The 24,665-nt window shown below is 73.2% G+C and carries 19 protein-coding genes and 2 rRNA genes; 1 reads left to right on the top strand and 20 read right to left on the bottom strand.

Annotation, left to right across the window (positions count from 1 at the left end):
• Position 1 precedes the first annotated feature (1 nt).
• The 14 genes from CLV35_RS07700 to CLV35_RS07635 form a co-directional block, all read right to left on the bottom strand.
• Positions 2–835, bottom strand: a complete 834-nt coding sequence (locus CLV35_RS07700) for an aldo/keto reductase (RefSeq protein WP_121192848.1) — start codon at positions 833–835, stop codon at positions 2–4.
• 16 nt (positions 836–851) lie between these two features.
• Positions 852–3,032, bottom strand: coding sequence for an MMPL family transporter (locus CLV35_RS07695; protein WP_121192847.1), 2,181 nt, complete (start codon positions 3,030–3,032; stop codon positions 852–854).
• Between the two features lie 169 nt (positions 3,033–3,201).
• Positions 3,202–4,161 (bottom strand): site-specific tyrosine recombinase XerD, encoded by a 960-nt coding sequence (gene xerD, locus CLV35_RS07690; protein WP_231121606.1) that lies wholly within the window; start codon positions 4,159–4,161, stop codon positions 3,202–3,204.
• Between the two features lie 25 nt (positions 4,162–4,186).
• Entirely contained in the window at positions 4,187–4,843 is a 657-nt protein-coding gene (locus tag CLV35_RS07685) for an NUDIX domain-containing protein (protein ID WP_121192846.1), read from the bottom strand.
• A 3-nt stretch (positions 4,844–4,846) separates the two neighbouring features.
• A complete protein-coding gene (locus tag CLV35_RS07680) occupies positions 4,847–6,547 on the bottom strand; it encodes a CTP synthase (protein ID WP_121192845.1) in 1,701 nt (566 codons plus the stop codon).
• A gap of 59 nt (positions 6,548–6,606) precedes the next feature.
• Positions 6,607–7,707: a glycosyltransferase family 4 protein gene (locus CLV35_RS07675; protein WP_121192844.1), complete on the bottom strand. Its 1,101-nt coding sequence runs from the start codon at positions 7,705–7,707 to the stop codon at positions 6,607–6,609.
• Entirely contained in the window at positions 7,704–9,320 is a 1,617-nt protein-coding gene (murJ, locus tag CLV35_RS07670; protein ID WP_121192843.1) for a murein biosynthesis integral membrane protein MurJ, read from the bottom strand. The genes CLV35_RS07675 and murJ overlap by 4 nt, the downstream gene beginning before the upstream one ends.
• Positions 9,317–10,132 (bottom strand): hypothetical protein, encoded by an 816-nt coding sequence (locus CLV35_RS07665; RefSeq protein WP_121192842.1) that lies wholly within the window; start codon positions 10,130–10,132, stop codon positions 9,317–9,319. The genes murJ and CLV35_RS07665 overlap by 4 nt, the downstream gene beginning before the upstream one ends.
• Positions 10,129–11,106: a copper transporter gene (locus CLV35_RS07660; protein WP_121192841.1), complete on the bottom strand. Its 978-nt coding sequence runs from the start codon at positions 11,104–11,106 to the stop codon at positions 10,129–10,131. The genes CLV35_RS07665 and CLV35_RS07660 overlap by 4 nt, the downstream gene beginning before the upstream one ends.
• On the bottom strand, positions 11,107–12,294 hold the full coding sequence (gene steA, locus CLV35_RS07655; RefSeq protein WP_121192840.1) for a putative cytokinetic ring protein SteA: 1,188 nt from the start codon (positions 12,292–12,294) through the stop codon (positions 11,107–11,109).
• Between the two features lie 40 nt (positions 12,295–12,334).
• On the bottom strand, positions 12,335–14,080 hold the full coding sequence (gene recN / locus CLV35_RS07650) for a DNA repair protein RecN (protein ID WP_121192839.1): 1,746 nt from the start codon (positions 14,078–14,080) through the stop codon (positions 12,335–12,337).
• A 9-nt stretch (positions 14,081–14,089) separates the two neighbouring features.
• Positions 14,090–15,010 carry an NAD kinase gene (locus tag CLV35_RS07645; protein WP_121192838.1) on the bottom strand — a complete coding sequence of 307 codons (921 nt, stop codon included), beginning with the start codon at positions 15,008–15,010 and terminating at the stop codon, positions 14,090–14,092.
• Complete coding sequence (locus CLV35_RS07640; RefSeq protein WP_269203891.1) at positions 15,007–15,834, bottom strand: TlyA family RNA methyltransferase; 828 nt, start codon at positions 15,832–15,834, stop codon at positions 15,007–15,009. Before CLV35_RS07640 ends, CLV35_RS07645 begins: the two co-directional genes overlap by 4 nt.
• Positions 15,831–16,061, bottom strand: a complete 231-nt coding sequence (locus tag CLV35_RS07635; protein ID WP_121192837.1) for a hypothetical protein — start codon at positions 16,059–16,061, stop codon at positions 15,831–15,833. The genes CLV35_RS07640 and CLV35_RS07635 overlap by 4 nt, the downstream gene beginning before the upstream one ends.
• A 328-nt stretch (positions 16,062–16,389) precedes the next feature.
• Here CLV35_RS07635 and CLV35_RS07630 point away from each other — a divergent pair, with 328 nt between their 5' ends.
• The gene (locus CLV35_RS07630) at positions 16,390–17,670 is read left to right on the top strand and encodes an MFS transporter (protein WP_121192836.1); all 1,281 of its coding nucleotides are present in this window, start codon (positions 16,390–16,392) and stop codon (positions 17,668–17,670) included.
• Here the strand turns inward: CLV35_RS07630 and CLV35_RS07625 are convergent.
• From CLV35_RS07625 to CLV35_RS07600, 6 genes are all read right to left on the bottom strand, one after another.
• The gene (locus CLV35_RS07625) at positions 17,627–18,655 is read right to left on the bottom strand and encodes an HAD-IIA family hydrolase (RefSeq protein WP_121192835.1); all 1,029 of its coding nucleotides are present in this window, start codon (positions 18,653–18,655) and stop codon (positions 17,627–17,629) included. The two genes, CLV35_RS07630 and CLV35_RS07625, sit on opposite strands and share 44 nt — an antisense overlap.
• Positions 18,652–19,107, bottom strand: coding sequence for a tetratricopeptide repeat protein (locus CLV35_RS07620; protein WP_121192834.1), 456 nt, complete (start codon positions 19,105–19,107; stop codon positions 18,652–18,654). The genes CLV35_RS07625 and CLV35_RS07620 overlap by 4 nt, the downstream gene beginning before the upstream one ends.
• A 75-nt stretch (positions 19,108–19,182) precedes the next feature.
• Positions 19,183–19,371 (bottom strand): hypothetical protein, encoded by a 189-nt coding sequence (locus tag CLV35_RS20415; RefSeq protein ID WP_231121583.1) that lies wholly within the window; start codon positions 19,369–19,371, stop codon positions 19,183–19,185.
• Between the two features lie 419 nt (positions 19,372–19,790).
• A complete protein-coding gene (locus CLV35_RS07610) occupies positions 19,791–20,798 on the bottom strand; it encodes a hypothetical protein (RefSeq protein WP_121192832.1) in 1,008 nt (335 codons plus the stop codon).
• Positions 20,799–21,119: 321 nt separating this feature from the next.
• Positions 21,120–21,236 (bottom strand): 5S ribosomal RNA (gene rrf / locus CLV35_RS07605).
• Positions 21,237–21,396: 160 nt separating this feature from the next.
• A 23S ribosomal RNA gene (locus tag CLV35_RS07600) occupies positions 21,397–24,503 on the bottom strand.
• Positions 24,504–24,665 lie beyond the last annotated feature (162 nt).

Here is a 24,665-nt window from a genome sequence, read left to right as displayed (position 1 = left end):
GTCAGTGGCCGAAGGCGTCCGAGTCGACAGCGGCACCCTCGCCCTTGTCGAGCGCCGACAGCGCAGCGACGTCGTCGGGCTCGAGCGAGAAGCCGAGCACCTCGAGGTTCTCGCGCATGCGCTGCTCGTTGCCCGACTTGGGCACCGTCACGAGCCCGAGCTCGAGGTGCCACCGGAGCACGACCTGGGCCGGAGTGCGACCGTACTTCTCTGCCAGGCTGCGCACGAGCTGCTCGTGCAGGACCTCGGTGCCCGACCCGCCCAGCGGCGACCACGACTCGGTGACGATGCCGTGGGCCGAGTGGTATGCCCGTGACGGGTCCCGGGTGAGCAGCGGGCTGAGCTGGATCTGGTTGACGTCGGGCGCCTCGCCCGTCGCCTCGCGCAGCCGCTCGAGGTGAGCCGGCTTGAAGTTCGAGGTGCCCACCGCGCGCACGAGACCGTCGCGCAGCAGGCCGAGCAGACCCTCGAAGGCCTCGACGTACTTGTCGTGCGAGGGGTTGGGCCAATGGATGAGCATCAGGTCGACGTAGTCGACGCCGAGGCGCTCGGCGCTCTGCTCGAAGGCCTCGCGCACGAGGTCGACGCCGTGGAAGTGCTTGTCGAACTTGGTGGTGACGAACACGTCCTCGCGCGCCACGCCGGAGGCGCGGAGCCCCGCGCCGACACCGTCCTCGTTGCCGTAGGCCTCGGCGGTGTCGATCGAGCGGTAGCCGAGCTGCAGCGCGGTGGCGACGGCCCGCTCGGCCCCGGCACCCTTCAGGGGCCAGGTGCCGAGGCCGAGGCGCGGCATCGCTGCGCCGTTGCGGAGCTGGACGGTGGTGGGCTCTGTCATGGGGCCCACTCTGCCGTCACACGCCGACGGGCTCGCGCTCGCCCTCGAACGACTCGTCGACCGGCTCCACCGACAGGTGGGGCAGGCGCGTGTCGAGCCACGAGGGGAGGTACCAGTTGCTCCTGCCGAACAGGTGCATCACCGCCGGCACGAGCACGGTGCGGATGACGAACGCGTCGATGAGCACCGCGGACGCCAGCCCGATGCCGAACTCGGCGATGACCCGCTGGCCGCCGAAGACGAACGAGACGAACACGCAGATCATGATCGTCGCCGCGGCCGTGATGACCCGGCCGGTGGTCGCCTGCCCGACGGTCACCGCACGCGCGTTGTCGCGCGTGTGCACCCACTCCTCGTGCATCCGGCTGACGAGGAAGACCTGGTAGTCCATCGACAGGCCGAACAGCAGCGACAGCATGATCACCGGCAGGAAGGCCTCGACCGGGCCCTTGCCGCCCAGGCCCAGCGTGTCGGCCGCCCACCCCCACTGGAAGACCGCGACCACCACGCCGAAGGAGGCCGCTGCGCCGAGCAGGTTCATCACCGCCGCGGTGGCCGGCACGAGCAGGCTGCGGAAGGCCACGAGCAGCAGCAGGAACCCGAGCCCGACGATGAGCCCGATGAAAGCGGGGAGCTTGCCGGTGAGCACGTCGGCGAAGTCGTCGAAGATGGCGGTCAGGCCACCGACGTAGACGTGCGCGGTCGTGCCCTGCACCGCCTCGGGCACCACGTCGTGACGCAGGTGGCTGATGAGCGTGCTGGTCGCCTCGTCCTGCGGCGAGGTGGTGGGCACCAGCGAGATGACCTCCACCTCCGCCGTGGGCGCCGAGGGCAGCAGCGTCGCGGCGGCCACACCGGGCTCGCTCGTCAGCCGGGTCGCGAGCTCCTCCACCGCGGTCCGGTCCGCATCGTCCTGCACCGTCGCCACCAGCTGGAACGGCCCGTTGAAGCCGGGGCCGAAGCCGTCGGCGAGCAGGTCGTAGGCCTTGCGGGTGGTGGTGCTCGCGGGGTCGTTGCCCGCGTCGGAGCTGCCCAGGCGCAGCGAGAAGAACGGCGCGACGAGCAGCGCGATCACGACGAGGGCGGCCGCGACGAGCGGCAGCGGGTGGGCCTGGACGCGCTCGGCCCAGCGGCGCCAGAAGCCGGTCGAGCCCTCGGGGTGCGGGCCCTCGGCCGCGAGGCGGCGCCGCTCCCGCCGCGAGAGCACCTTCGTGCCGAAGAAGCCGAGCAGCGCGGGCAGCAGGGTGACGGTGGCGAGCACCGTGAACAGCACGGCCACGGCGGCACCGACGCCCATGCCGTTGAGGAAGCTGACGCCGAGCACCAGCAGGCCGAGCAGCGCGATGCAGACGGTGGCGCCGGCGAAGAGCACGGCCCGTCCGGAGGTGTTGAGCGCGCGCACCACCGAGTCCTCGACCGCCATGCCCTCCTTGAGCCCGCTGCGGTGGCGGGTCACGATGAACAGCGCGTAGTCGATGCCCACGCCGAGCCCGATCAGCGCCGCCAGCGTCGGGGCGATCGTGCCGATGGTGAACAGGTGCGTCGAGAGCCCGACCACCTGGATGCCGACGCCCAGCGCCACGATCGCCGTGAGCAGCGGCAGCACCATCGCGAACAGCGACCCGAACGCGAAGAACAGCACGACGGCGGCGGCGAGCACGCCGAAGAGCTCAGTGCTCGAGGTCGGCTGCTGGTTGAGCTGCTGGACGGCGTTGCCGCCGACCTCGACCTCCAGGCCCTCGCCGCGCGCGCCCTGCGCCAGGTCGACGACCCTGCGCACGTCGTCGAGGGAGAGGTCGGGCACCTGCTGGTCGAACGCCACCGACGCGTACGCCGTCGTGCCGTCCTTGCTCACCTGCGCCGTGCCGGCGTCGTCGAAGGGGCTCGTGACTGCCGCGACGTGCGGCGAGGCCGCGACCTCCCGCAGCATCGAGGTGGCGCGCTCGCGCACCGAGGCGTCGGTCACCGTGCCGCTGCGCACGTGCAGCACGATCGTGTCGGCCTCGCCGGCCTGGGCCGGCAGGTTGGCGGTCAGCAGGTCGAGAGCCTTCGTCGACTCGGTGCCTGGGAGCGTGAACTCGTCGTTGTAGGCGGTGCCGACTGCAGCGGTCGTCGCGCCGAGCCCGACGAGCACGACGACCCAGGCGAGCACGACGACGAGGCGGTGGCGGTAGCACCAGAGGGCCAGGGGAGCCACGGAGGACCTTTCGGCAGGTTCGGAGGAGCGGACGCTGCGCCGGTGCAGCCGTGTGCGCGCCCAGCGCTCCGTCGAGGAGCACCGAGCGACGGGGACGAGTGTGCCGGTCGCCGCTGACAGGGCGCTGGCATCCCACTGTCAGCGCCACCTCAGGGGCACGGTGCGGGGGCTAGCCGAGCGCGCGCGGGTGCGCCGCCGCGTAGACCTCTCGGAGCCGCTCGACCGTCACGAGCGTGTAGATCTGCGTCGTGGCCACCGAGGCGTGGCCGAGCAGCTCCTGCACCACGCGCACGTCGGCACCGCCGTCGAGCAGGTGGGTCGCGAAGGAGTGGCGCAGCGTGTGGGGCGAGAGCTCGACGTCGAGCCCGGCCCGCTCGGCCGCGGCACGCAGCACCACCCAGGCGCTCTGCCGCGAGAGCCGCCCGCCGCGGGCGTTGACGAACATCGCCGGACCGCCCGACCCGTGGGCGACCAGCGCCGGCCGGCCGCGCACGAGGTAGGCGGCCAGCGCCTCGCGGGCGAAGCGGCCGACCGGGACGAGCCGCTCCTTGCCGCCCTTGCCGAGCAGGCGCGCGGCGCCGGCGTCGAGGTCGACGTCGTCGACGTCGAGCCCGACCGCCTCCGAGATCCGGGCGCCGCAGCCGTACAGGACCTCCAGCAGCGCCCGGTCGCGCAGCGCGCGCGGCGAGCCGTCGGCGCCGGCGGCCTCGAGCAGCGCCTCGACCTCGGCCACGCCGACCGCCTTGGGCAGCCGCTTGGGCGCGGAGGGCGGGCGTACGCCGCGGGCCACGTCGTCGGCAACAGCACCCTCGCGCAGCGCGAAGCGGTGGAAGCCGCGCACCGCCACGACTGCGCGGGCCGCGGAGCTCGCGCCGAGCGCCGGGTGCCGCGCGGAGCCCGCCCGCAGCGCCCCGAGGAAGCCGGTGACGTCGGACTCCCCCACGCCGTCCAGGCTGGTGCGGCCGGTCGCCGCCAGGTGCGCGAGGTAGCGGCGCAGGTCGCGCCGGTAGGACGACAGGGTGTTGGCCGCGACGCCGCGCTCGACGGCGAGGTGGTCGAGGTAGGCGCGCAGCAGCGCCTGCAGCTCGGGCGACGGGCTCGCCTCGGGCTCGAGGCCCGGCTCGAACACCGCAGCGGACGACACGGCGCAGATGCTAGGCGGACCCGGGCGCGCCGAGCGGGATGCGCCACTCCCACGGCGCGTCGGCGGGACGCAGCGCGGCCCATCCGCCCGCACGAGCGACCGACGCGGCCAGCACCCCGCTGACGCCGGTGGGGTTGTGGATGCGGCCCGCGAGCACCGCCTCGACGGCCTGGTCGAGCGGCACCCACGCGAGCGGCATGTCGACCTCCTCGTCCTCGCCCTCGTGGCGCTCGCCCTCGGGGACGCGCTCGAGGTCGCGGGCGAGGTAGCAGCGGAACGACTCGCTGCTGCCGCCGGGCGAGTTGTAGTAGTCGACGAGCACGTGCCAGGTACGGGCGCGGTAGCCCGTCTCCTCCCAGAGCTCGCGCTCCGCCGCCTCGAGCGGGTCCTCGCCCTCGACGTCGAGCAGCCCGGCGGGCGGCTCCCAGAGGTAGGCCTGCACGGCGTGGCGGTACTGCCGCAGCAGGAGCACCTGGTCGTCGCCGTCGAGCGCCACCACGCCCACGGCACCGGTGTGCTCGACCAGGTCGCGCTCGACCGGCTCGGCGCCGCCGAGGTCGACCGTGTCGGTGCGCACGTTCCAGATGCGCCCCTCGAAGCGGCGCTCGGACTCGACGACGGGCTTGGCGGCCTTCTCGTCGGACACCGGCCCGGTCCAGAAGCCCACCGCTCAGGCCTCCGAGGCGGCGACGGTCTCGAGCAGCTCCACCGAGAGCTGCTCCTGGCGGTTGTCGAGCGCGGCACCGACCAGCCCCGCGAACAGCGGGTGCGGCCGGGTCGGGCGCGAGCGGAACTCCGGGTGCGCCTGCGTGCCGACGAAGTAGGGGTGCACCTCGCTCGGCAGCTCGACGAACTCCACCAGCCGACCGTCGGGCGAGGTGCCCGAGAAGCGCAGCCCGGCCGCCTCGAGCTGCTCGCGGAAGGCGTTGGCGACCTCGTAGCGGTGGCGGTGGCGCTCGTCGATGGTGCCCGCGCCGTAGGTCTCGCGGACGACGCTGCCCTCGGCGAGCGCGGCGGTGTAGAGCCCGAGCCGCATGGTGCCGCCCATGTCGCGCTCGCCGGCGACGACGTCGAGCTGGTCGGCCATCGTCGAGACCACCGGGTAGGGCGTCTCCTCGTCGAACTCGAGGGAGTTGGCGCCCTCGAGCCCGGCGACGTCGCGGGCGTACTCGATCACCATGCACTGCAGCCCGAGGCACAGTCCGAGCAGCGGCACGCGGTGCTCGCGCGCGTGGCGGATGGCGCCGAGCTTGCCCTCGATGCCGCGTACACCGAAGCCGCCGGGCACGCAGACGGCGTCGACGCCGTGCAGCTCTCGGGCCGCGCCCTCGGGCGTCTCGCACAGGTCGGCCGGGACCCAGCGCAGCTCGACCCTGCAGTCGTGGGCGAACCCGCCGGCGCGCAGGGCCTCGGTGACCGAGAGGTAGGCGTCGGGCAGGTCGACGTACTTGCCGACCAGCGCGATCGTCACCGAGCGGCTCGGCTCGTGGACCCGGTGGAGCAGCTCGTCCCAGGAGCGCCAGTCGACGTCGCGGAACGAGAGCCCCAGCCGGCGCACGACGTAGGCGTCGAGCCCCTCGGCGTGCAGCACCTTGGGGATGTCGTAGATGGAGGGCGCGTCGATGGCGGCCACGACGGCCTCCTCCTCGACGTCGCACATCAGCGAGATCTTGCGCTTGACGCCCTGCGGGATCGGGCGGTCGGAGCGGCAGACGATGGCGTCGGGCGTGATGCCGATGCTGCGCAGGGCTGCCACCGAGTGCTGGGTCGGCTTGGTCTTCAGCTCGCCCGACGGGCCGATGTAGGGCACCAGCGAGACGTGCAGGAAGAACACGTTGTCGCGGCCGACGTCGTGGCGCACCTGGCGCGCCGCCTCGAGGAAGGGCAGCGACTCGATGTCGCCGACGGTGCCGCCCACCTCGGTGATGACCACGTCGACGTCGGCGCTGTGGCCGAGGCCGATGATGCGGTCCTTGATCTCGTTGGTGATGTGCGGGATCACCTGGACGGTGTCCCCGAGGTACTCGCCGCGGCGCTCCTTGGCGATGACGGTCGAGTAGACCTGTCCGGTCGTCACGTTGGCCGAGCCGTGCAGCGAGCGGTCGAGAAAGCGCTCGTAGTGCCCGACGTCGAGGTCGGTCTCGGACCCGTCGTCGGTGACGAACACCTCGCCGTGCTGGAACGGGTTCATCGTCCCGGGGTCGACGTTGAGGTAGGGGTCCAGCTTCTGCATGGTCACGCGCAGGCCGCGCGCGGTGAGCAGGTTGCCGAGGCTCGAGGCGGTGAGGCCCTTGCCGAGCGAGGAGGCGACTCCCCCGGTGACGAAGATGTGCTTCGGCGTCGTGCTCTTCGAACTGAGCGTCGCGGCCAAGGAAGTCTCCCGGGTCTCCGTGTGCGGCGGGAACACCCACCTGTCCACGGGCTTCTAATCTAGCGGACTCCGACGAGCTGTGCGTAGACGCGTCGGGCGGCGAGCGCCGAGTCGTGCTCGGTGGGGAACCCGGCAGCCCGCAGAGCACCGTCCCGGCGCAGCCGGTCGGCCAGCTCCGGGTCGTCGAGCACGCGCGTGACGGCGGCCGCCAGCGCCGACGGGTCGTCCGGCGGCACGAGCAGCGCCGCGTCGCCCACCATCGCGGGCACTCCTCCGACCGAGGTCGCCACCAGCGGCGTGCCGGCCCGCAGGGCCTCCTCCACGACCAGCGGGCGGCCCTCCCACTGCGAGCTCAGCACCACGACGTCCGCGGCGGCCAGCAGGTCGGGCACGTCGTCGCGCTGGCCCAGCAGCCGCACGGCGAGCCCGTCCTGGCTGATGCGGCGCTGGAGCTGCGCCCGCAGCGGCCCGTCGCCCGCGACGACCGTCAGCGGCCGGCCGGGGCGGTCGCGCCAGAGCCGCGCCGCGGCGAGCAGGACGGGGTACGCCTTCTGCGGGGCCAGCCGCCCGACCGCCAGGATCAGCGGGGCGGCTCCGGCGCCCAGCTCGGCCCGCACCTCGGCGCGCGTGCGCAGCGCGCTGGGCATGGGCGCAGCGACCACCTCGGCGAGCCGCACGTCGCCCCCGCCGAGCTCGCGCACCCGCTCGACCAGGTCGGGCGAGACCGCCAGGGTCACGGCGGCGCGGCCGGCGACGTAGCGCTCCATCCGCCCGATGAGCGCGCCGCGCGGCCCCCGGGCCAGCACCGCGTTGTGCCAGGTGACCACCAGCGGGGTCGAGTCGCGCAGCGCCAGGCCGGCGAGCATCCCGGCCCGCAGGCCGTGGGCGTGCACCACGTCAGCGCCCTCGAGCAGGCGGCGCAGACGGCGGACGGTGCGGGCGTCCTCCAGCGGGCGCGGCGACGGGCCGATCTCGACCGGGTCGAACGCGGCGCCCTCGAGCGAGAACGCGAAGCGGCGCTCGGTGCTCTCGGGCCCCAGCACCCGCACGGTGTCGCCCTCGCCCGCCAGGCCGCGCACCAGCGACCGGACGTGGCTGCCCACGCCCCCTGCGCTGGTCCCCAGCACGAGGCGCACGTCGAGCGCGCGGTCCTCGCTCACCTCGCTCGCAACCCCCTTGCCAGCTCGCGGAGCCCTGCGCGGTCGAGCAGGGCGGCGCAGGCACCGTACGCGGCTGCTCCCCCGCCCGCTGCGACCAGCCCGGCGAGCAGGCCGGTGAGGCGGCCCTGCGGGGCCAGCAGCGCGCTCAGCGCCCCCGCCGCGCAGGCGCACGTCAGCGCCGCGGCCAGCCCGGTGGTCAGCGTCGGCCCCAGCGAGCTGGTGCTCGCGCTGCCGGCCCGCGCGCGCAGGGCGCGCAGGAGCAGCACGCCCGCGACCGTCATCCCGACGCTGTTGGCGGCGCCGAAGCCCGCGACGACCCAGCCGCTCGGCAGCGTCGTGCCGAGCACGACGTCGAGCACCGCGGCGGTCAGCCAGCCGGCGACGGTCGCGGTCGCCGCCGCCCGGCCGGCGTGCAGCGCGTAGAGCGCGCGGCCCAGGTGGGCGACCAGCGCGTAGCCCAGCAGCCCCGGCGCGAAGGTCACCAGCGCCCGCGAGACGAGCACGGCGGGGGCGTCACCGGGCGCGTCGAGCAGCTGGGACAGCGGCCGGGCGGTGCCGGCGAGCAGCCCTGCGCCCAGGGCCGCGGCCAGCACGACCGCGCGGGTCGTGCGCGCGGCCACCGCTGCGTAGGCGTCGCGCTCGTCGTGCTCGGCGTGCCGGGCCAGGGCGGGGAACGCACTCGTGGCCAACGGCACCGCGAGCACGGCGTAGGGCAGCAGGTAGAGCGTCCACGCGAAGGTGTAGACGACCAGGCCGCCGTCGCGCAGGCGGGCGTTGGCCACGACCACGACCACGACGGTCAGCAGCTGCTGGGCGAGCAGGGCGGCCAGGCCGGCGAGCGCCAGCGACCGGGCACGCACGGCCACCCCGGGCGGGAACCGGAAGGTGGGCCGCAGGCGGACGCCGGAGGCCAGCATCGGGACCAGGGTCGTCAGCGCCAGGGCCAGCACGCCGGCGGTGGTGCCGACGGTGAGCACGGCCTCGGTCTTGCCGGGCAGGTCGGCGCGCGGCCACGACCGCGCGTCGAACAGCGCGCCGAACCACACGTAGGCGCTCACCACCACGACGCTCGACACCAGCGGGGCGAAGGCGGCGGCGAAGAACCGCTGCTGCGACTGGAGGATCCCCGCGCTGACCACGGCCAGGCCGTAGAGCGGGATCTGCGGCGCGAAGACCAGGACCATGCGGGCGACCGCGTCGGAGAGGACGCCGGCGGTGCACCCCGCGGACCCTCCTCCGGAGCCCGCCAGCGCCTTCGCGACGACGGGCCCGGCGAGTGCCGCGACCGCGGCGAGCGGGACGAGCACGGCGAGCGTCCAGGTGACCAGCGCGGAGCACACGTCGTCGACGTGCGCCCGGTCGCCGTCGCGGAACGCGCGCGCGAGCAGGGGCACGACGACGCCGGCGAGCGCGCCTCCCGCCACGACTTCGAACAGCACGTTCGGCACGGTGTTGGCTGTCGTGTAGGCGCTGCCGAGGCAGGTCTTGCCGACGCCGTAGGAGAAGCCGAGCGTCCTGCCGAAACCGGCCGCCCGGCTGAGCACGGTCACCGCGGCGACCAGCAGGGCCGCTCCAGCCACGCCGTCGCCCACGCGCGACCGCGTGGCCGTCACGGCAGTCGACCGAGCGCGTCGAGCTCGCGCAGCACCGGCGTGCGCGCGATCACGGCGGTGAAGCTCACCTTCTCGCTGGCCAGGGTGAGCGCCGAGACGGTCGCCGCGAGGACGAGCAGGCCACGCGTCGACGCCTCCCCCGCCGCCGCGACGCCCAGCGCCGCTCCCAGGGCGTTCGCTCCCCCGTCGCCGAGCATGACCCGCTCGTGGAGGTCGGCCGGCAGCACGGCGAGTGCGGCGCCGAGGGGCGCGGCGACCAGGGCTGCGGCGCCCGGCCGGCGCAGGGCCGGAGCTCCCGCGAGCAGCGCGACCTTGAGCGCGCGGCCCGGTCGCAGGTCGAGCAGGTTCGCGAGGTTCGCTCCCCCGGCGACCACGACCGCCGCCAGGGCCGCGTCGAGCGGGTCGTCGCGCAGCGCGGCCCCCACGGCGACGCCGGTGAGGCCCAGCCCGACGACCTTGACCGCGCCCGTGGTGACCCTGCCGGCACGCAGGGCGCGCAGGTGCCCGCGCAGGCCGCGGTCGGCGCCCGAGCCGGCCAGGTCGTCGTAGCAGCCGAGCGCACCGGCCGCGCCCACGCTGGCGGCGGCCACGAGCCTCGTACGCAGCGGCACTCCCCGGGTGCTGAGCAGTCCCGCCACGGCACCGACGGCGTAGGCGGGTCCCGCCACCAGCGAGACCTCGCGGCTGCGGGCGTTGGTGCGGGTCCACGGCGCCGGCCCGCCCGGCGGGCGGTCGAGCAGCGTACGCAGTGCACCCGCCGCCACGAGCGCGCCGACCGCGGCGCCGACCGCCGCACCGGCCCGCGGGCTCACGAGGCGGTGATGCCGGCGATGTCCGGCAGCTGCGAGTCGGCGCCCTGGCCGGTGCCGTAGTGGCCCGTCTCGTCGGTGCTCTCGGCGAGCACGGCGAGCGGCAGCGCGAGCCGGCCGGCGGGCGTGTCGAGGTCGTCGACGGTCGACACCGACGTGCGGAGGCCACCACTGCGTACCTCAGCGACCATGCCGTTGGTGCCGGCACTGCCGGTCTGACCGGCGACGACCGTGCCCGAGCTCAGCTGCGAGATGCGGCGGGGCACCTCGACCAGCGCGGTGCGCTGCCGCGTCGCCTCCGAGACGGTGGCCGGGTCGGCGTCGCTGACCGGCTTGTCAGGGGTCGGTGCCAGCACGACGACGAGCGCGCTGCGGGCCCACGGCTGCTCGTCGATGCGCAGGAAGCTCTTGTCGCGCAGCGCCTTCAGCAGCGTCTCGCTCTCGGCGTCGGGGCTGCCGACCGACGCCGAGAGCGTCGTGACGAGGGCGTGCGCGAGCTCGGTCGCGGCCCGCTCCGGCAGCGCGTCGGAGCCCTGCGGCACGGTCACCCCGGGCTGCGGGTGGGCGGCCAGCACGGCGTCGAGGTCGGCGGCGCGGTCGGTGGACACCCAGTCGCTGGTGAGCGACACCGAGCCGGAGAAGACCGCGCCGGCCGCGAGGATCGCGTCGCGCGCCTGCTTGAGCTCGGAGCCCGGCGTGCCCGGCAGCGCGACGATGCTGATGTCACGGCCGTCGAGCCGGCCGCCCACCACCGCGGGCACCACGGAGGTGAGGACCGCGTCGGCGTCGTCGAGGCGGCTGGTGAGCTCGTCGTTCTGGCTGCGCAGCGCCTTGCTCGCGTTGGAGGCGTCGATGGCCTGCTGGCGCACGGTGCGGTCGATCGGCTTGTCGAGCGGCCCGGCGCCGAGCACGATGCCGACGGCAAGGGCGATGAAGATCGAGATGATCGACACCAGGTGGTAGCGGAAGTCGATCATCTAGGAGAACAGCCCTCCGAGCCGGAACCACAGGTCGGCCCACCGGTCCTGCAGGTAGATGAAGAAGACCTGGCCGGCGGCGGTCGCCGACATGGCCACGGCCAGGGCCAGCAGGCCGGCGGCAACGAGCAGCGCGACCTGCAGGGTCGAGATGCGACTGCGGTAGAGGCGGCTCACGCCCTTGGCGTCGACCAGCTTGCCGCCGACGCGCAGCCGGGTCAGGAACGTGCTCGCCATGCCCGAGCGGCCCTTGTCGAGGAACTCGACCAGGGTCGCGTGGGTGCCTACCGCCACGATCAGCGAAGCGCCCTTGTCGTCGGCCAGCAGCATGGCGACGTCCTCGCTGGTGCCGGTGGCGGGGAAGACCACCGCAGGCAGGCCGAGCGCCTCGAGCCGCTCGAGCCCGGGGGCACGGCCGTCGCGGTAGGCGTGGACGACCAGCTCGGCGCCGCTCGCGAGCGCGCGGTCCGAGACGCTGTCCATGTCGCCGACGACCATGTCGGGCAGGTAGCCCGACTCGAGCAGCGCGTCGGCGCCGCCGTCGACGCCGATGAGCACCGGGCGGTACTCGCGGATGTAGGGCCGCAGCGCCTTCAGGTCGTCCTTGTAGTGGTAGCCGCGCACGACGAGCAGTACGTGGCGCCCTTCGAGGACCGTGCGGACCTCGGGCACGCCGACGCCGTCGAGCAGCAGCTCGCGCTCGCGCCGGAGGTAGTCCATGGTGTTGCCGGCGAAGGCCTCGAGCTGCTCGGCCAGCCCGGCGCGCGCCTGCTCCATCGTCGCCGCGACCGTCTGCGGGGTCTGCACGCTGCCCTTGGCCACCACGCGGCCGTCGACGACCAGCGCGCCCTCGTCGAGGCGCACGGTGCTGCCGTCAGGGATCGCCATGACGTCGGGCCCGCACGCGTCGACCAGCGGGATGCCGGCGGCCAGCACGATGTCGGGACCGAGGTTCGGGTAGCGCCCGCTGCTGCTGGGCGAGGCGTTGACGACCGCACCCACGCGCTTGGCGACCAGGGCTTCCGCGCTCACCCGGTCGAGGTCGAGGTGGTCGATGACGGCGATCTCGCCGGGCTTGATGCGCTTGGTGAGGTTCTTGGTCCGGCGGTCGACGCGGCACGGCGCCGTGAGCCCGGGCTCGACGGGCTCACGGACCGACCTGCGGGCACGGGGGTGGGCGATCCTCATCGCGCCCCATCGTGCCAGAGGAACGCCCCGCGACCGCCGTTCAGCGCCGGCGCCGGGCCGGGGCGGGCGAGCGCGCCGAACCGAGCAGCTCGACGGCGTGGGCCCGCGCGGTCTCCGACTCCTCCTGGCCGGCGAGCATGCGCGCCAGCTCGCCCACCCGGCCCTCCTCGTCGAGAGTGGTCACCCCCGAGCGCGTGACGCTGCCGTCGTCGTCCTTGACGACCACCAAGTGGCGGTCGGCGTGGGCGGCGACCTGCGGCAGGTGGGTGACGACGAGCACCTGCGCGGTGCGCGACAGCGCGGCGAGCCGGCGCCCGATCTCGACGGCCGCCTTGCCGCCGACACCCGCGTCGACCTCGTCGAAGACGAACGTGGGTACGGGGTCGGCGCCTGCCAGCGCCACCTCCAGCGCCAGCATGACGCGGGAGAGCTCGCCGCCGGAGGCGCCCTTGCCGAGCGGGCGCGCCGCCGCGCCGGGGTTCGCCTCGAGCAGCAGCTCCACCTCGTCGACGCCGCTCGCGCTCGCTGCCAGGGTGCGGCCCTCGACCTCGAGCCCCTCGGCATCGTCGTGCTGGCGGACCGCGACCTGCACCTGCGCGCGCGGCATCGCCAGGGCCCCGAGCTCTTCGGTGATGGCCGTGGCCAGGCGGTCGGCGGCCTCGGTGCGGGCCCGCGACAACCGTCCCGCGAGCGCGCCGAGCTCGTGCCGCAGCCGCGTGCGCTCCGACTGCAGCGCCTGGACCTCGTCGTCGGCGCCCTCGAGCCGGTCGAGCCGCGCGGCGGCGCGCCGCGACCACTCGAGGACCTCGTCGACCGTGGCGCCGTAGACGCGGGTGAGCCCGGAGAGGACCGCCCGGCGCTCCTGCACGGCGGCGAGCCGGCGGGGGTCGGCGTCGACGCCGGACTGGTAGGCGGCGAGGTCGGCGGCGAGGTCGCTGAGCAGGTAGGTGCTCTCGGCCAGCCGGTCGGCGAGGGCGCCGAGGGCCGGGTCGTGCGCGCGAGCCGCCTCGAGCGCGCGGCGGGCGGCGTCGACGAGCGCCACTGCGTCGGGACCGCCCTGGGCGTCGGGGTCGCCCAGCAGCGCCGCGTGGGCGGTGGCCGCCGAGATGCGGAGCTCGTCGGCGTTGCCGAGCCGCTCGTCCTCCTCGCGCAGCGCGAGGTCCTCGCCCGGCTTCGGGTCGACCTGCTCGATGCGCTCGAGCCCCAGCCGCAGCAGCTCTGCCTCCTGCTCCCGCTCGCGCCGACGGGTGACCAGCTCCTCGAGCGTCGCCTCGACCTGGCGCAGCCGCGCCCACCGCGAGGCGTAGTCGGCCAGCGGAGCGGCCACCGCGTCACCGGCGTAGCGGTCGAGGGCCTCGCGCTGCCGGGCGGGCCTCAGCAGCCGGTGCTGGTCGGACTGGCCGTGCACCGCCACCAGGTCGTCGGCGAGCTCGGCCAGCACGGCCGCGGGCACCGAGCGACCGCCGAGGAACGCGCGCGAGCGGGAGCCCGACACCGTGCGCGACACCAGCAGCGCGCCGTCGTCGAGCTCGGCACCGGCCTCCGCCGCGCGCGCCAGCGGGGCCGAGCCGGGCGGCAGCACGATGCGTCCCTCGACCAGGGCGGAGGCGGCGCCGGTGCGGACCGCGCCGGCGTCGGCCTTGCCGCCCAGCAGCAGGCCGAGCCCGGTGACGACCATGGTCTTGCCGGCGCCGGTCTCGCCGGTGAGGACGGTGAACCCGGGGCCGAGCTCGAGCACGGCGTCGCCGATGACCCCGAGGTCGCGGATGCGGACTTCTTCGAGCACTCGTCGAACCTAGGACCCGTCGCCGGCCTGCGCCCCGCGCCACCCCTGGACGGGCAGGCGGAACTTGGCGACGAGCCGGTCGGTGAAGGGAGCCGCGCGCAGCCGGGCGAGCAGCACCGGGCACTCGCCGCGGCGCACCTCGACCCGGGTGCCGGGCTCGAGGTCGTGGGAGCGGCGGCCGTCGGCCCAGAGCACGGCGCCGTGCGGCGAGCTGCCGCCCGAGACGGCGAGCAGCTCGACGGCCAGCGTCGAGGTGGGCGCGGTGACGAGCGGCCGGTCGAACAGCGCGTGGGCCGAGATGGGCGTCAGCAGCAGCGCCTCGACCTCCGGCCAGACGACCGGACCCCCCGCCGAGAAGCTGTAGGCGGTCGAGCCGGTGGGCGTGGCGGCGACGACGCCGTCGCAGCCCCATACCGAGAGCGGGCGGCCGTCGACCTCGACCGCCAGCTCGACGAGCAGGGCCCGGTCGGCCTTCTCGACGCTGATGTCGTTGAGCGCCCACTCCCGCGCCAGCACCCGCCCGTCGCGGCTCACCTCGACGTCGAGCGTCATGCGCTCCTCGACGTCGTAGCTGCCCTCGAGCACACGGTCGGCGACGTGGTCGATGTCCTCGCGCTCGGCCTCGGCCAGGAAGCCCACGCGGCCGAGGTTGACGCCCAGCACCGGGATGCGCGGCTCGCGCGCCAGCTCGGCGGCGCGCAGGATCGTGCCGTCCCCGCCGAGGACGATGACCAGCTGGGCGCCGTGGTGCGCCGCGTCGGCCGCCTGGACAGTGCGGGCGTCCTCGAGCCGCAGGCCGGCGGCCTCCTCGGCCAGCGCGAGCACGGTGACGCCGGCGCGGGCCAGCCTGGCCGCCATGCGCTCGGCGAGCGGGACGGCCTCGGCGCGACCGGTGTGCACGAGCAGGAGCACCTGGCGCGGCGGCGTCACTGCGGCCCCTCCGCCACGGCCGCCGCCAGCACCGCCGGGTCGAGCGCGGGAGCGCCGCGGCGCAGCCACAAGAAGTACTCGACGTTGCCCGACGGCCCGGGCAGCGGGCTGGCGACGACGCCCGCGGCGCCGAGGCCCAGCTCGAGCGCGCGGGCGGCGACCGTGTCCACCGCGTCCTGGCGCAGCGCCGGCTCGCGCACGACCCCGCCGGCGCCCAGCCGCTCGCGGCCGACCTCGAACTGCGGCTTGACCATGAGCACCAGGTCGGCGTCCGGTGTGGTCACCGCGGCCAGGGCCGGGAGCACGACCGTGAGCGAGATGAAGGACAGGTCGCCCACGACGAGCTCGACCGGGCCGCCGAGCAGCTCGGTCGTGAGCTCGCGGACGTTGGTGCGGTCGTGGACGACGACGCGCTCGTCGGTGCGCAGCGCCCACGCCAGCTGGCCGTAGCCGACGTCGACGGCCAGCACGGTCGCTGCGCCGGCGCGGAGCAGCACGTCGGTGAACCCGCCCGTCGACGCACCGGCGTCGAGGCAGCGCCGGCCCTCGACGAGCAGGCCGCGCGGGACGAACGCCTCGAGAGCGCCGGCCAGCTTGTGGCCGCCCCGGCTCGCGTAGTCGGGCCCGGAGTCGGACTCGGCGACGACGATCGGCGCGTCGGCGCCGACCTGGGTCGCAGGCTTCTCGGCAGTGCGCCCCGCCACGGCGACGCGGCCCTCGGCCACGAGCGAGGCGGCGTGCTCGCGGGAGCGGGCCAGCCCGCGCCGCACGAGCTCGACGTCGAGGCGGGCGAGCCGCGGGCGAGCGGCCACCGCGGCGCTCACGAGTCCCGGCGGGCCGGGGACGGCGCGCCGGGGCGTGGACCGGTCGCCGGGTCGGCCGGGCCGCCCGCGAGGACCTCGGCCAGCTCGCGGTGCACGGCGTCGTAGACAGGGGCGTGCTCGTCGACCGGTGCCTCGTCGAGGGCGTCGAGGCGGCGCAGGATCCGGTCGACCGCCAGCTCGCTGGGGTCGGCAGCCTGCCGGACCGCGTCGCCGGTCTCCTGCTCCACGTGGTGCCCGTCCTCTGCTCGTGCCGCCCTCGGGCGGCGCTGGTCCTCGCGGCGTCCGGCCGTCGTCGGGCCGCGGGCACACCGTACCCGCGACGGCTGACGGCGGCGCGCCGCTGCACCGGGAGCTGTGGACGGCGCGCCGGCCCTGCGCCGGCGTACGCTCGTCGCGACATCGTTCGTTCCACGCAGTGCCTGGTGACGGAGCCGGCGACGGGTGCGCTTCCGCGCCCTCGCCACCTCTGGACGGTCCCCGGCGGGAACGGTCGGCCGAGCAGGGCGGAGCGCCCCGGCCCACCGCCCGCCCCACCCGGCGCCAGAAGGCCGTCGCGTGCTCCACCGTCTCCCAGGTCCGCGTCCCCTGCTCCGCCGTCCCGCCCGCGGGCCCTCCTCCAGCTCCACCACCGGCTACCGCGCCCTGCTGCGCACGCCGGGTGCCCGCGCACTGGTCCTGTCCGCCGGTGCCGGGCGCCTGGGCGGGGCGATGACGGGGCTCGGGCTGCTGTGGCTCGTCCACGCGCGCACCGGGTCGTACGCCGCGGCCGGCCTCACCTGCGCCGCCTTCGCGGTCGGCGGCGCGGCCGCCGGTCCCCTCGTCGCCGGCTGGGCCGCCCGGCGCGGCTCGCGCGTGGTCCTGAGGCTGTTGGCCGCTGCGCACGCAGCAGCGGTGGCGCTGGTCCTCGAGGCTGCGCAGCCGGGTACGGCGCGGCCGGTCCTCGCGCTCGTGGGTGCCGCAGTCGGGGCGAGCCTGCCGCCTGTCGCGGCGCTGAGCGCCGCCCGGTGGTCGGGGCTGCTGGCCGGGGAGGCGGGGTCGCTCCGGCGCGCCTTCGCCCTGGAGTCGACGAGCAACGAGGCCTCGTTCCTCGTCGGCCCGGTGCTCGGGAGCGTGCTCGCGGCGCAGTGGGACCCGGCAGCGGCGAGCACCACGGCGCTCGCTCTCGTCGTCGGCGGGTCGCTGGCCATGTCCGCGGGCGACAGCCGTCCCGACCGAGGCGGCGACCCGGCAGCGGGGCGCGGACCCAGGACGCGGCTGCGGCCTGCTGCGCTCCTCGTGCCCGTCCTCGTCACCACGGGCATCGGGTGCTTCTTCGGCTCGACGCAGGTGGGCGTCGTCGCGGTCACGACCGAGCACGGCATGGCGGCCGCCGCGGGGTACGTCTACGCGGCCATGGGTGGCACGAGCATGCTGGCGGCGCTGTGGTTCGGTGCTCGACGGTGGCGGCGGTCCGCCGAGCGGCTGCTGCGCGCCGACCTGGCGCTCCTGGCGCTCGCCTCCCTGGCGCTGCCGACCTCGCGCTCGGTGCCCGCCCTCGTCGTCGCGGTCGCGCTCGTCGGCACCTTCGTCTCACCCGCCGTCGTCCTGGTCAGCGCCCGGGTGGTGAGCGCGTTCCCGCAGGAGGCCGTGGCCCCCGCGTTCGCCTGGCTGGCGACAGGCAGCGCGGTGGGCCTCTCGGCGGGTGCGGCGCTGGCCGGCGCCGCAGCAGACTCGGGGGGCGGCCGGTGGGCGCTGGGCGTCTCGAGCGCGGCTGTCGCGGTGACCGCGCTGGTCGTCTGGCCGGGAGCGGTGCTCAGAACCCGGCCCCGGCAGGCGCCTCGACGCGCAGCGCCGTGAAGGCCTCCTCCGCCCAGGCGGCGGCGCACGCCGCGCGCAGCGCGTCGACGGGGTCCCCGGAGCCCTCGACGAGCAGCACGTCGCGGTCGACGGTCGCTTTCCAGCCCCCGAGGCGCCAGGAGCCGCCGACGCGCTCGGGCGCCGAGTGCGCCTGGAGCAGGCCGGTGAGGTCGGCCGACACGAAGCTCGGCCGGAGCCCGGGCGGCGCGGCGACGAGGTCGCGCGGCGTGGTGACGCCGGTGAGCACGAGCAGGCTGGGCGTCGACGCGCGCACGGCCCCCTCGATGTCGGTGTCGAGCCGGTCGCCCACCACGAGCGGGAGGCGCGCACCGCTGCGCCGCAGCGCCTCCGCGTGCAGCGGCAGCTCAGGCTTGCCGGCGACGACCGGCTCCCGGCCGGTGGCCGCGCGCAGCACCCCCACGAGCGCGCCGTTGCCCGGCGCTCGCCCGCGAGGGGTGGGGATGGTCAGGTCGGTGTTGGACGCGATCCACGGCACTCCCGCAGCCAGGGCCAGCGCGCCCTCGGCCAGGTCGCGCCAGCCCACGTCGGGCGAGAACCCCTGGACGACGGCGGCCGGCTCGTCGTCGGCGGAGCGCACCGGCACGAGGCCGCGCTCGCGCAGCGCGACCTCGAGCCCCTCGCCTCCGACCACGAGCACTCGCGCCCCGGGAGCGACCATGCCGCTGACGAGCGTCGCCGCCGCCTGGGCCGAGGTGACGACCTGGTCGGGGCGCGCCGGCACGCCGAGCTCGCTCAGGTGCGCCGCCACGGTGTCGGGGGTGCGCGCGGCGTTGTTCGTCACGAACGCCAGCGACATGCCGCGCGCGGCCGCCTGCTCCAGGGCCGCCGGCGCGCTGGGCACCGCGTCGGGGCCGACGTAGACGACACCGTCGAGGTCGAGCAGAGCGACGTCGTAGGCCTCGCAGAGCACGGGCGAGCTCCGCAGCCCCTCGCTGGTGGCAGGAGCAGCGTCCGGGGAGCTCACGTGTCGCGCTCTTCTCTCGCTCGCAGGGTGGCGCGCGCCTGCTGGAGCGCGCGCCGGTAGTCGTCGCGGTCGGGCCGCATGGTGACGGCCATGGCCAGGTGCTCGGCGGCACCCTCTACGTCGCCCAGGCGGTAGCGGGTGTAGCCCAGTCCGAAGCGTGCGTAGTCGTCGTGCGGCTCGCTGTTGACCAGCAGGGCCCACTGCTCGGCGGCCAGGGAGTAGCGGCGGGCGTCGGACAGTGCCCGTGCGTAGGCCTCCCGCAGCGAGGCTGAGCCGGGCTCGCGCTCGACGGCCCGCTCGAGCAGCTGGGCCGCCGCGTCGGCGCTGCCGCCCGAGAGCAGCTCCAGCCCCCGCTTGTACCAGTCGTAGACCTCAGCCGCAGCCGCGTCGTCCGCTGCGGCGTCGTCCGCGGCTCGGGGGTCCGGAGCACCGCCCGGGGCGTCCTGTGGCACTGCCGCTCCCTCCGTCGTCGGCTCCGGACCATCCTCGCACGCGGCCCCGGACCCGCACGGCCGGTGCGGCGCACCTCAGCGCAGCCTGGCCGAGTCGACCTCGACCTCGGTGCGGCTGCTCGCCCCCGTCGGGCCGCGCCAGAAGCGCCGGCGCAGTGCGCCCGTCAGCACCACCGTCTCGCCGCCCTCCCACCGGAGGACGCGCCGCTGCAGGACCGGCTTCCACACCACGCAGTCGAGGGTGTCGACCGACGGGCTGCGCACCCCGGCACCCGTGGTCGCGGCGCCCCTCGTCGCGCCTTGCTGGGCAACTGCCTTGGCGCCGGTCCTCCCGGCGACCTCCCGTCGAGCGCTGGGGCCCCCTGGGGACGACGACCCGGAAGGTGACCAGCACGTCGCCGCTGGGCAGCTCGCGCTGCTCGGGGGCGGCGGACACCCTCCCCACGAGCACCACGGAGTTGGCGGCACCGTCCCCCAGCTGCGCTCGCTCGACCCCGCCCGACGTCACCGGCTCCCGCTTCGCCGCTGCACCCATCTCGTCTCCCCTGCCGCTGTGTGGTCCGACACCTCACGGTGACGGCAGCGGGCGGCAGTGGGCGACCAGCGGGCGACCGGCTGTGGACGCAGACCGGAAGAGAGAGCCGCTGCTGTGGACGGCGCGGGAGTCGGCTGTGTACGCCGCGCTAGTCCACAGGGGGGACGAACAGCGGAGCCACGACGCCCGTCCTGCGCTCGGTCCCGCTCGGCGCACGGTCCGGCTCGGCGGCGTCAGCCGGCTCCGCGAACGGGTGGTCAGCGTCGACGCCGCTCAGCACCGCCTCCGCGGCCACGGGCTGCTCAGTCGCCTGCTCATCGGCCACCTGCTCCTCGACCGCCTGCTCCTCGGCCACCTGCTCCTCGACCGAGCTCGGCTCCACAACGGGAGCGCTGACGGGCTGGTCGTCCGCGTCGCTGTCGTCCGCGTCGCTGTCGTCCGCGTCGCTGTCGTCCGCGTCGCTGTCGTCCGCGTCGCTGTCGTCCGCGTCGTAGGCGTCGACGAAGACGACGCCCTCGAGCTCAGCCACCCGCTCGTCAGCGTCGGTCTCGCCCTCCTTGTCGAGCGCGGCTGCCCGGGTGAACTCGGCGAGCGCCTCGTCGCGGCGGCCGGCAGCCAGCAGCGCGTCGGCGAACGCGTACGCCAGGCGGGCCGACCGGCGTACCTCTGGCACCTGCAGCGTTAGGACGGCGGCGTCGAGCTGGCCGAGGTCGCGCCGCGCGCCGGCGGCGACGAGACGCATCTCGATCTTGCCGTCGGCGTCCAGGCGGCCGGCCTCGGCGCTGGCCGCGATCTCGAGCGCCTTCTCCGGACGGCCGAGTGCACGCTCGACATCGGCGATCACCGGCAGGAGAGCGGGACTGCCGGTCATGCGCGTGGCCGCGCGCAGCTCCGGCATCGCCTCGGCGTACTTGCCGGCGGCGTACGCGGCCAGGCCGGCCGCTTCGCGGGTCGACGCGAGCCGCGGAGCGCGCTGACGAGCCACCGAGGCGTGCGCGAAGGCCTGCTCGGGGTCCTCGTCGAGCAGCTGCCCGGCGGCGACCAGGTGCTGCGCGAGCAGCGTGGCCAGTCCTGCAGGCAGGGTGGAGAGCTCGTCGAGGACGGGCTTGGGGAGCTCCTTGCCGGTGATGCCCTCGGGGATGGGCGGACCGGACACGACCGGAGTGCGCTCGACGCGGTCGTTCGGCCGACCGCTCGAGGAGCGCCCCCCTGGCGAACCACCGTTCGACGGCCGCCCACCAGATGAGCGCCCACCGGACGGCCGGCCACCCGACGGGCGGCCGCCCGACGACCGGCCGTAGGAGGAGCCTCCGGAACCTGGTGCGCCTGCGCGACGGGGACGATCGGCGGACTCGCTCATGGGGTCTCCCTGGAGGGGGTCGGGCACGCGTGGTGCGACGACGGCAGGCGCTATGGAGGTAGAAACGCTTGTAGGGGTGTCACCGGTGGTCGGTGGCACCCCTACAAGGGAATGGTTGTTCGGCGGTGTCCTACTCTCCCACCCGCTGGCGCGGGCAGTACCATCGGCGCTGGAGGGCTTAGCTTCCGGGTTCGGGATGGGACCGGGCGTTTCCCCTCCGCTATGACCGCCGTAACTCTACGAGACCCACACACCCTCCCCACATCCCCCTGTCACGGGGGCGGGGCGGGTCTGTGTGGTGGTGTCTCAGAACCGGGTAGTGGTTGCGGGCGCAGTCCATGCTTCACAAGCTCGTGTGGCAGGGCGTGATGATGTGCGTGTGTGCTCGTTCGAGGTAGTCAAGCCCTCGGCCTATTAGTACCGGTCCGCTACACACCTTGCAGTGCTTCCACGTCCGGCCTATCAACCCAGTGGTCTGCTGGGGGCCTTACCCCCTCGAAGGGGTGGGAGACCTCATCTTGAAGCAGGCTTCCCGCTTAGATGCTTTCAGCGGTTATCCCTTCCGAACGTAGCCAACCAGCCATGCACCTGGCGGTACAACTGGCACACCAGAGGTTCGTCCGTCCCGGTCCTCTCGTACTAGGGACAGCCCTTCACAAGTCTCCAACGCGCGCAGCGGATAGGGACCGAACTGTCTCACGACGTTCTAAACCCAGCTCGCGTACCGCTTTAATGGGCGAACAGCCCAACCCTTGGGACCTACTCCAGCCCCAGGATGCGACGAGCCGACATCGAGGTGCCAAACCTTGCCGTCGATATGGACTCTTGGGCAAGATCAGCCTGTTATCCCCGGGGTACCTTTTATCCGTTGAGCGACGGCGCTTCCACAAGCCACCGCCGGATCACTAGTCCCAGCTTTCGCTCCTGCTCGACCTGTCGGTCTCACAGTCAAGCCCCCTTGTGCACTTGCACTCGACACCTGGTTGCCGACCAGGCTGAGGGAACCTTTGGGCGCCTCCGTTACCTTTTGGGAGGCAACCGCCCCAGTTAAACTACCCACCAGACACTGTCCCTGACCCGGATCACGGGCCCAAGTTAGACAGCCAGCACGACCAGAGTGGTATTTCAACGTCGCCTCCACCCGAACTGGCGTCCGGGCTTCACAGGCTCCCACCTATCCTACACAAGCCGAGCCGACCACCAATATCAAGCTGTAGTGAAGGTCCCGGGGTCTTTCCGTCCTGCTGCGCGTAACGAGCATCTTTACTCGTAGTGCAATTTCGCCGAGTCCGTGGTCGAGACAGCTGAGAAGTCGTTACGCCATTCGTGCAGGTCGGAACTTACCCGACAAGGAATTTCGCTACCTTAGGATGGTTATAGTTACCACCGCCGTTTACTGGCGCTTAAGTTCTCAGCTTCGCCCCGAAGAGCTAACCGGTCCCCTTAACGTTCCAGCACCGGGCAGGCGTCAGTCCGTATACATCGTCTTGCGACTTGGCACGGACCTGTGTTTTTAGTAAACAGTCGCTTCTCACTGGTCTCTGCGGCCCCACCCAGCTCAAGACGCAAGGCCTATCACCAGACGAGGCCCCCCTTCTCCCGAAGTTACGGGGGCATTTTGCCGAGTTCCTTGACCACGGTTCGCTCGATCGCCTTGGTATTCTCTACCTGACCACCTGTGTCGGTTTGGGGTACGGGCCGCCGTGACACTCACTAGAGGCTTTTCTAGGCAGCATAGGATCACCCACTTCGCCACAATCGGCTCGGCATCAGATCTCAGGCTCAGTGCGCGGCGGATTTACCTACCGCACGCCCTACATCCTTACCCCGGGACAACCATCGCCCGGGATGGGCTACCTTCCTGCGTCACCCCATCGCTTGCCTACTACCAGATCGGGTCACCGTCCGCCCGCGCATCACCCGAAGGATCCACACGTTGAGAGGGCTTAGCATCACTGGATTCAGCATGGGCGCATCACAGCGGGTACGGGAATATCAACCCGTTATCCATCGACTACGCCTGTCGGCCTCGCCTTAGGCCCCGACTCACCCTGGGCGGAACAGCCTGGCCCAGGAACCCTTGGTCATCCGGCGGAAGGGATTCTCACCCTTCTTTCGCTACTCATGCCTGAATTCTCACTCGTGCCGCGTCCACAGCTACCTTCCAGCGCTGCTTCACCCACGGCACGACGCTCCCCTACCCATCCCCGCCCCTGAACACATACATGCTGGGGTTAACACGGGAATGCCACAGCTTCGGCGGCGCGCTTGAGCCCCGCTACATTGTCGGCGCGGAATCACTTGACCAGTGAGCTATTACGCACTCTTTCAAGGGTGGCTGCTTCTAAGCCAACCTCCTGGTTGTCTGTGCGACTCCACATCCTTTCCCACTTAGCGCGCGCTTAGGGGCCTTAGCTGGTGGTCTGGGCTGTTTCCCTCTCGACGACGAATCTTATCACCCGCCGTCTCACTGCCGCGCTTGAACTTACCGGCATTCGGAGTTTGGCTAACTTCAGTAACCTTGTAGGGCCCCTAGGCTATCCAGTAGCTCTACCTCCGGCAAGAAACACGCGACGCTGCACCTAAATGCATTTCGGGGAGAACCAGCTATCACGGAGTTTGATTGGCCTTTCACCCCTACCCACAGGTCATCCCCCAGGTTTTCAACCCTGGTGGGTTCGGGCCTCCACGCGGTCTTACCCGCGCTTCACCCTGCCCATGGGTAGATCACTCCGCTTCGGGTCTAGAACGTGCGACTACAGACGCCCTATTCGGACTCGCTTTCGCTCCGGCTTCCCCACACGGGTTAACCTCGCCACACGCCGCTAACTCTCAGGCTCATTCTTCAAAAGGCACGCCGTCACACCAACAAGGATGCTCCGACGGCTTGTAGGCACACGGTTTCAGGTACTCTTTCACTCCCCTCCCGGGGTACTTTTCACCTTTCCCTCACGGTACTAGTCCGCTATCGGTCACCAGGAAGTATTTAGGCTTACCAGGTGGTCCTGGCAGATTCACACGAGATTTCTCGGGCCCCGTGCTACTCGGGGACACGTCCCACACGCGCCGCTGGACTTTCGCCTACAGGGGTCTCACCTTCTACGCCGGCCCTTCCCAGAGCCTTCGACTACCCCAACGGACAACGCGCGCCGACACGGCAGCATCGACACAGACACGCCCCACAACCCCGCCCCCGCAACCCCTGCCGGGTATCCCACGGGAACGGTTTAGCCTCATCCGCTTTCGCTCGCCACTACTCACGGAATCACTGTTGTTTTCTCTTCCTGCGGGTACTGAGATGTTTCACTTCCCCGCGTTCCCTCCAACCGCCCTATATATTCAGGCGGAGGTGACAGCACATGACTGCTGCCGGGTTCCCCCATTCGGACATCCTCGGATCAACGCTCGGTTGGCAGCTCCCCGAGGCTTAACGCAGCCTCCCACGTCCTTCATCGGCTCCTGGTGCCAAGGCATCCACCGTGCGCCCTTAACAACTTGACCACATCGAACGAACACAGACACACACCACGAAAACCACACCACAAAAACAGTAAAGATGAATCGCTCGCAACCACTATCCAGTTCTCAAACACCACCCGGCACCCACCAACCCGACACACCCACCCACCCCCACGACGAGGACGGTATGCGATGCAGCCGATG

Origin of the sequence: Motilibacter peucedani (assembly GCF_003634695.1) — a bacterium.
Taxonomy (GTDB): Bacteria; Actinomycetota; Actinomycetes; order Motilibacterales; family Motilibacteraceae; genus Motilibacter; species Motilibacter peucedani.
The sequence above is the reverse complement of the archived record's forward strand: the minus strand, read 5'-3'. Positions and strand labels throughout refer to the sequence as shown.

Coding starts and splice junctions, on each gene's coding strand:
- steA (WP_121192840.1), bottom strand. CDS start 12,294: ATGAGGATCGCCCACCCCCGTGCCCGCAGGTCGGTCCGTGAGCCCGTC.
- CLV35_RS07700 (WP_121192848.1), bottom strand. CDS start 835: ATGACAGAGCCCACCACCGTCCAGCTCCGCAACGGCGCAGCGATGCCG.
- CLV35_RS07660 (WP_121192841.1), bottom strand. CDS start 11,106: ATGATCGACTTCCGCTACCACCTGGTGTCGATCATCTCGATCTTCATC.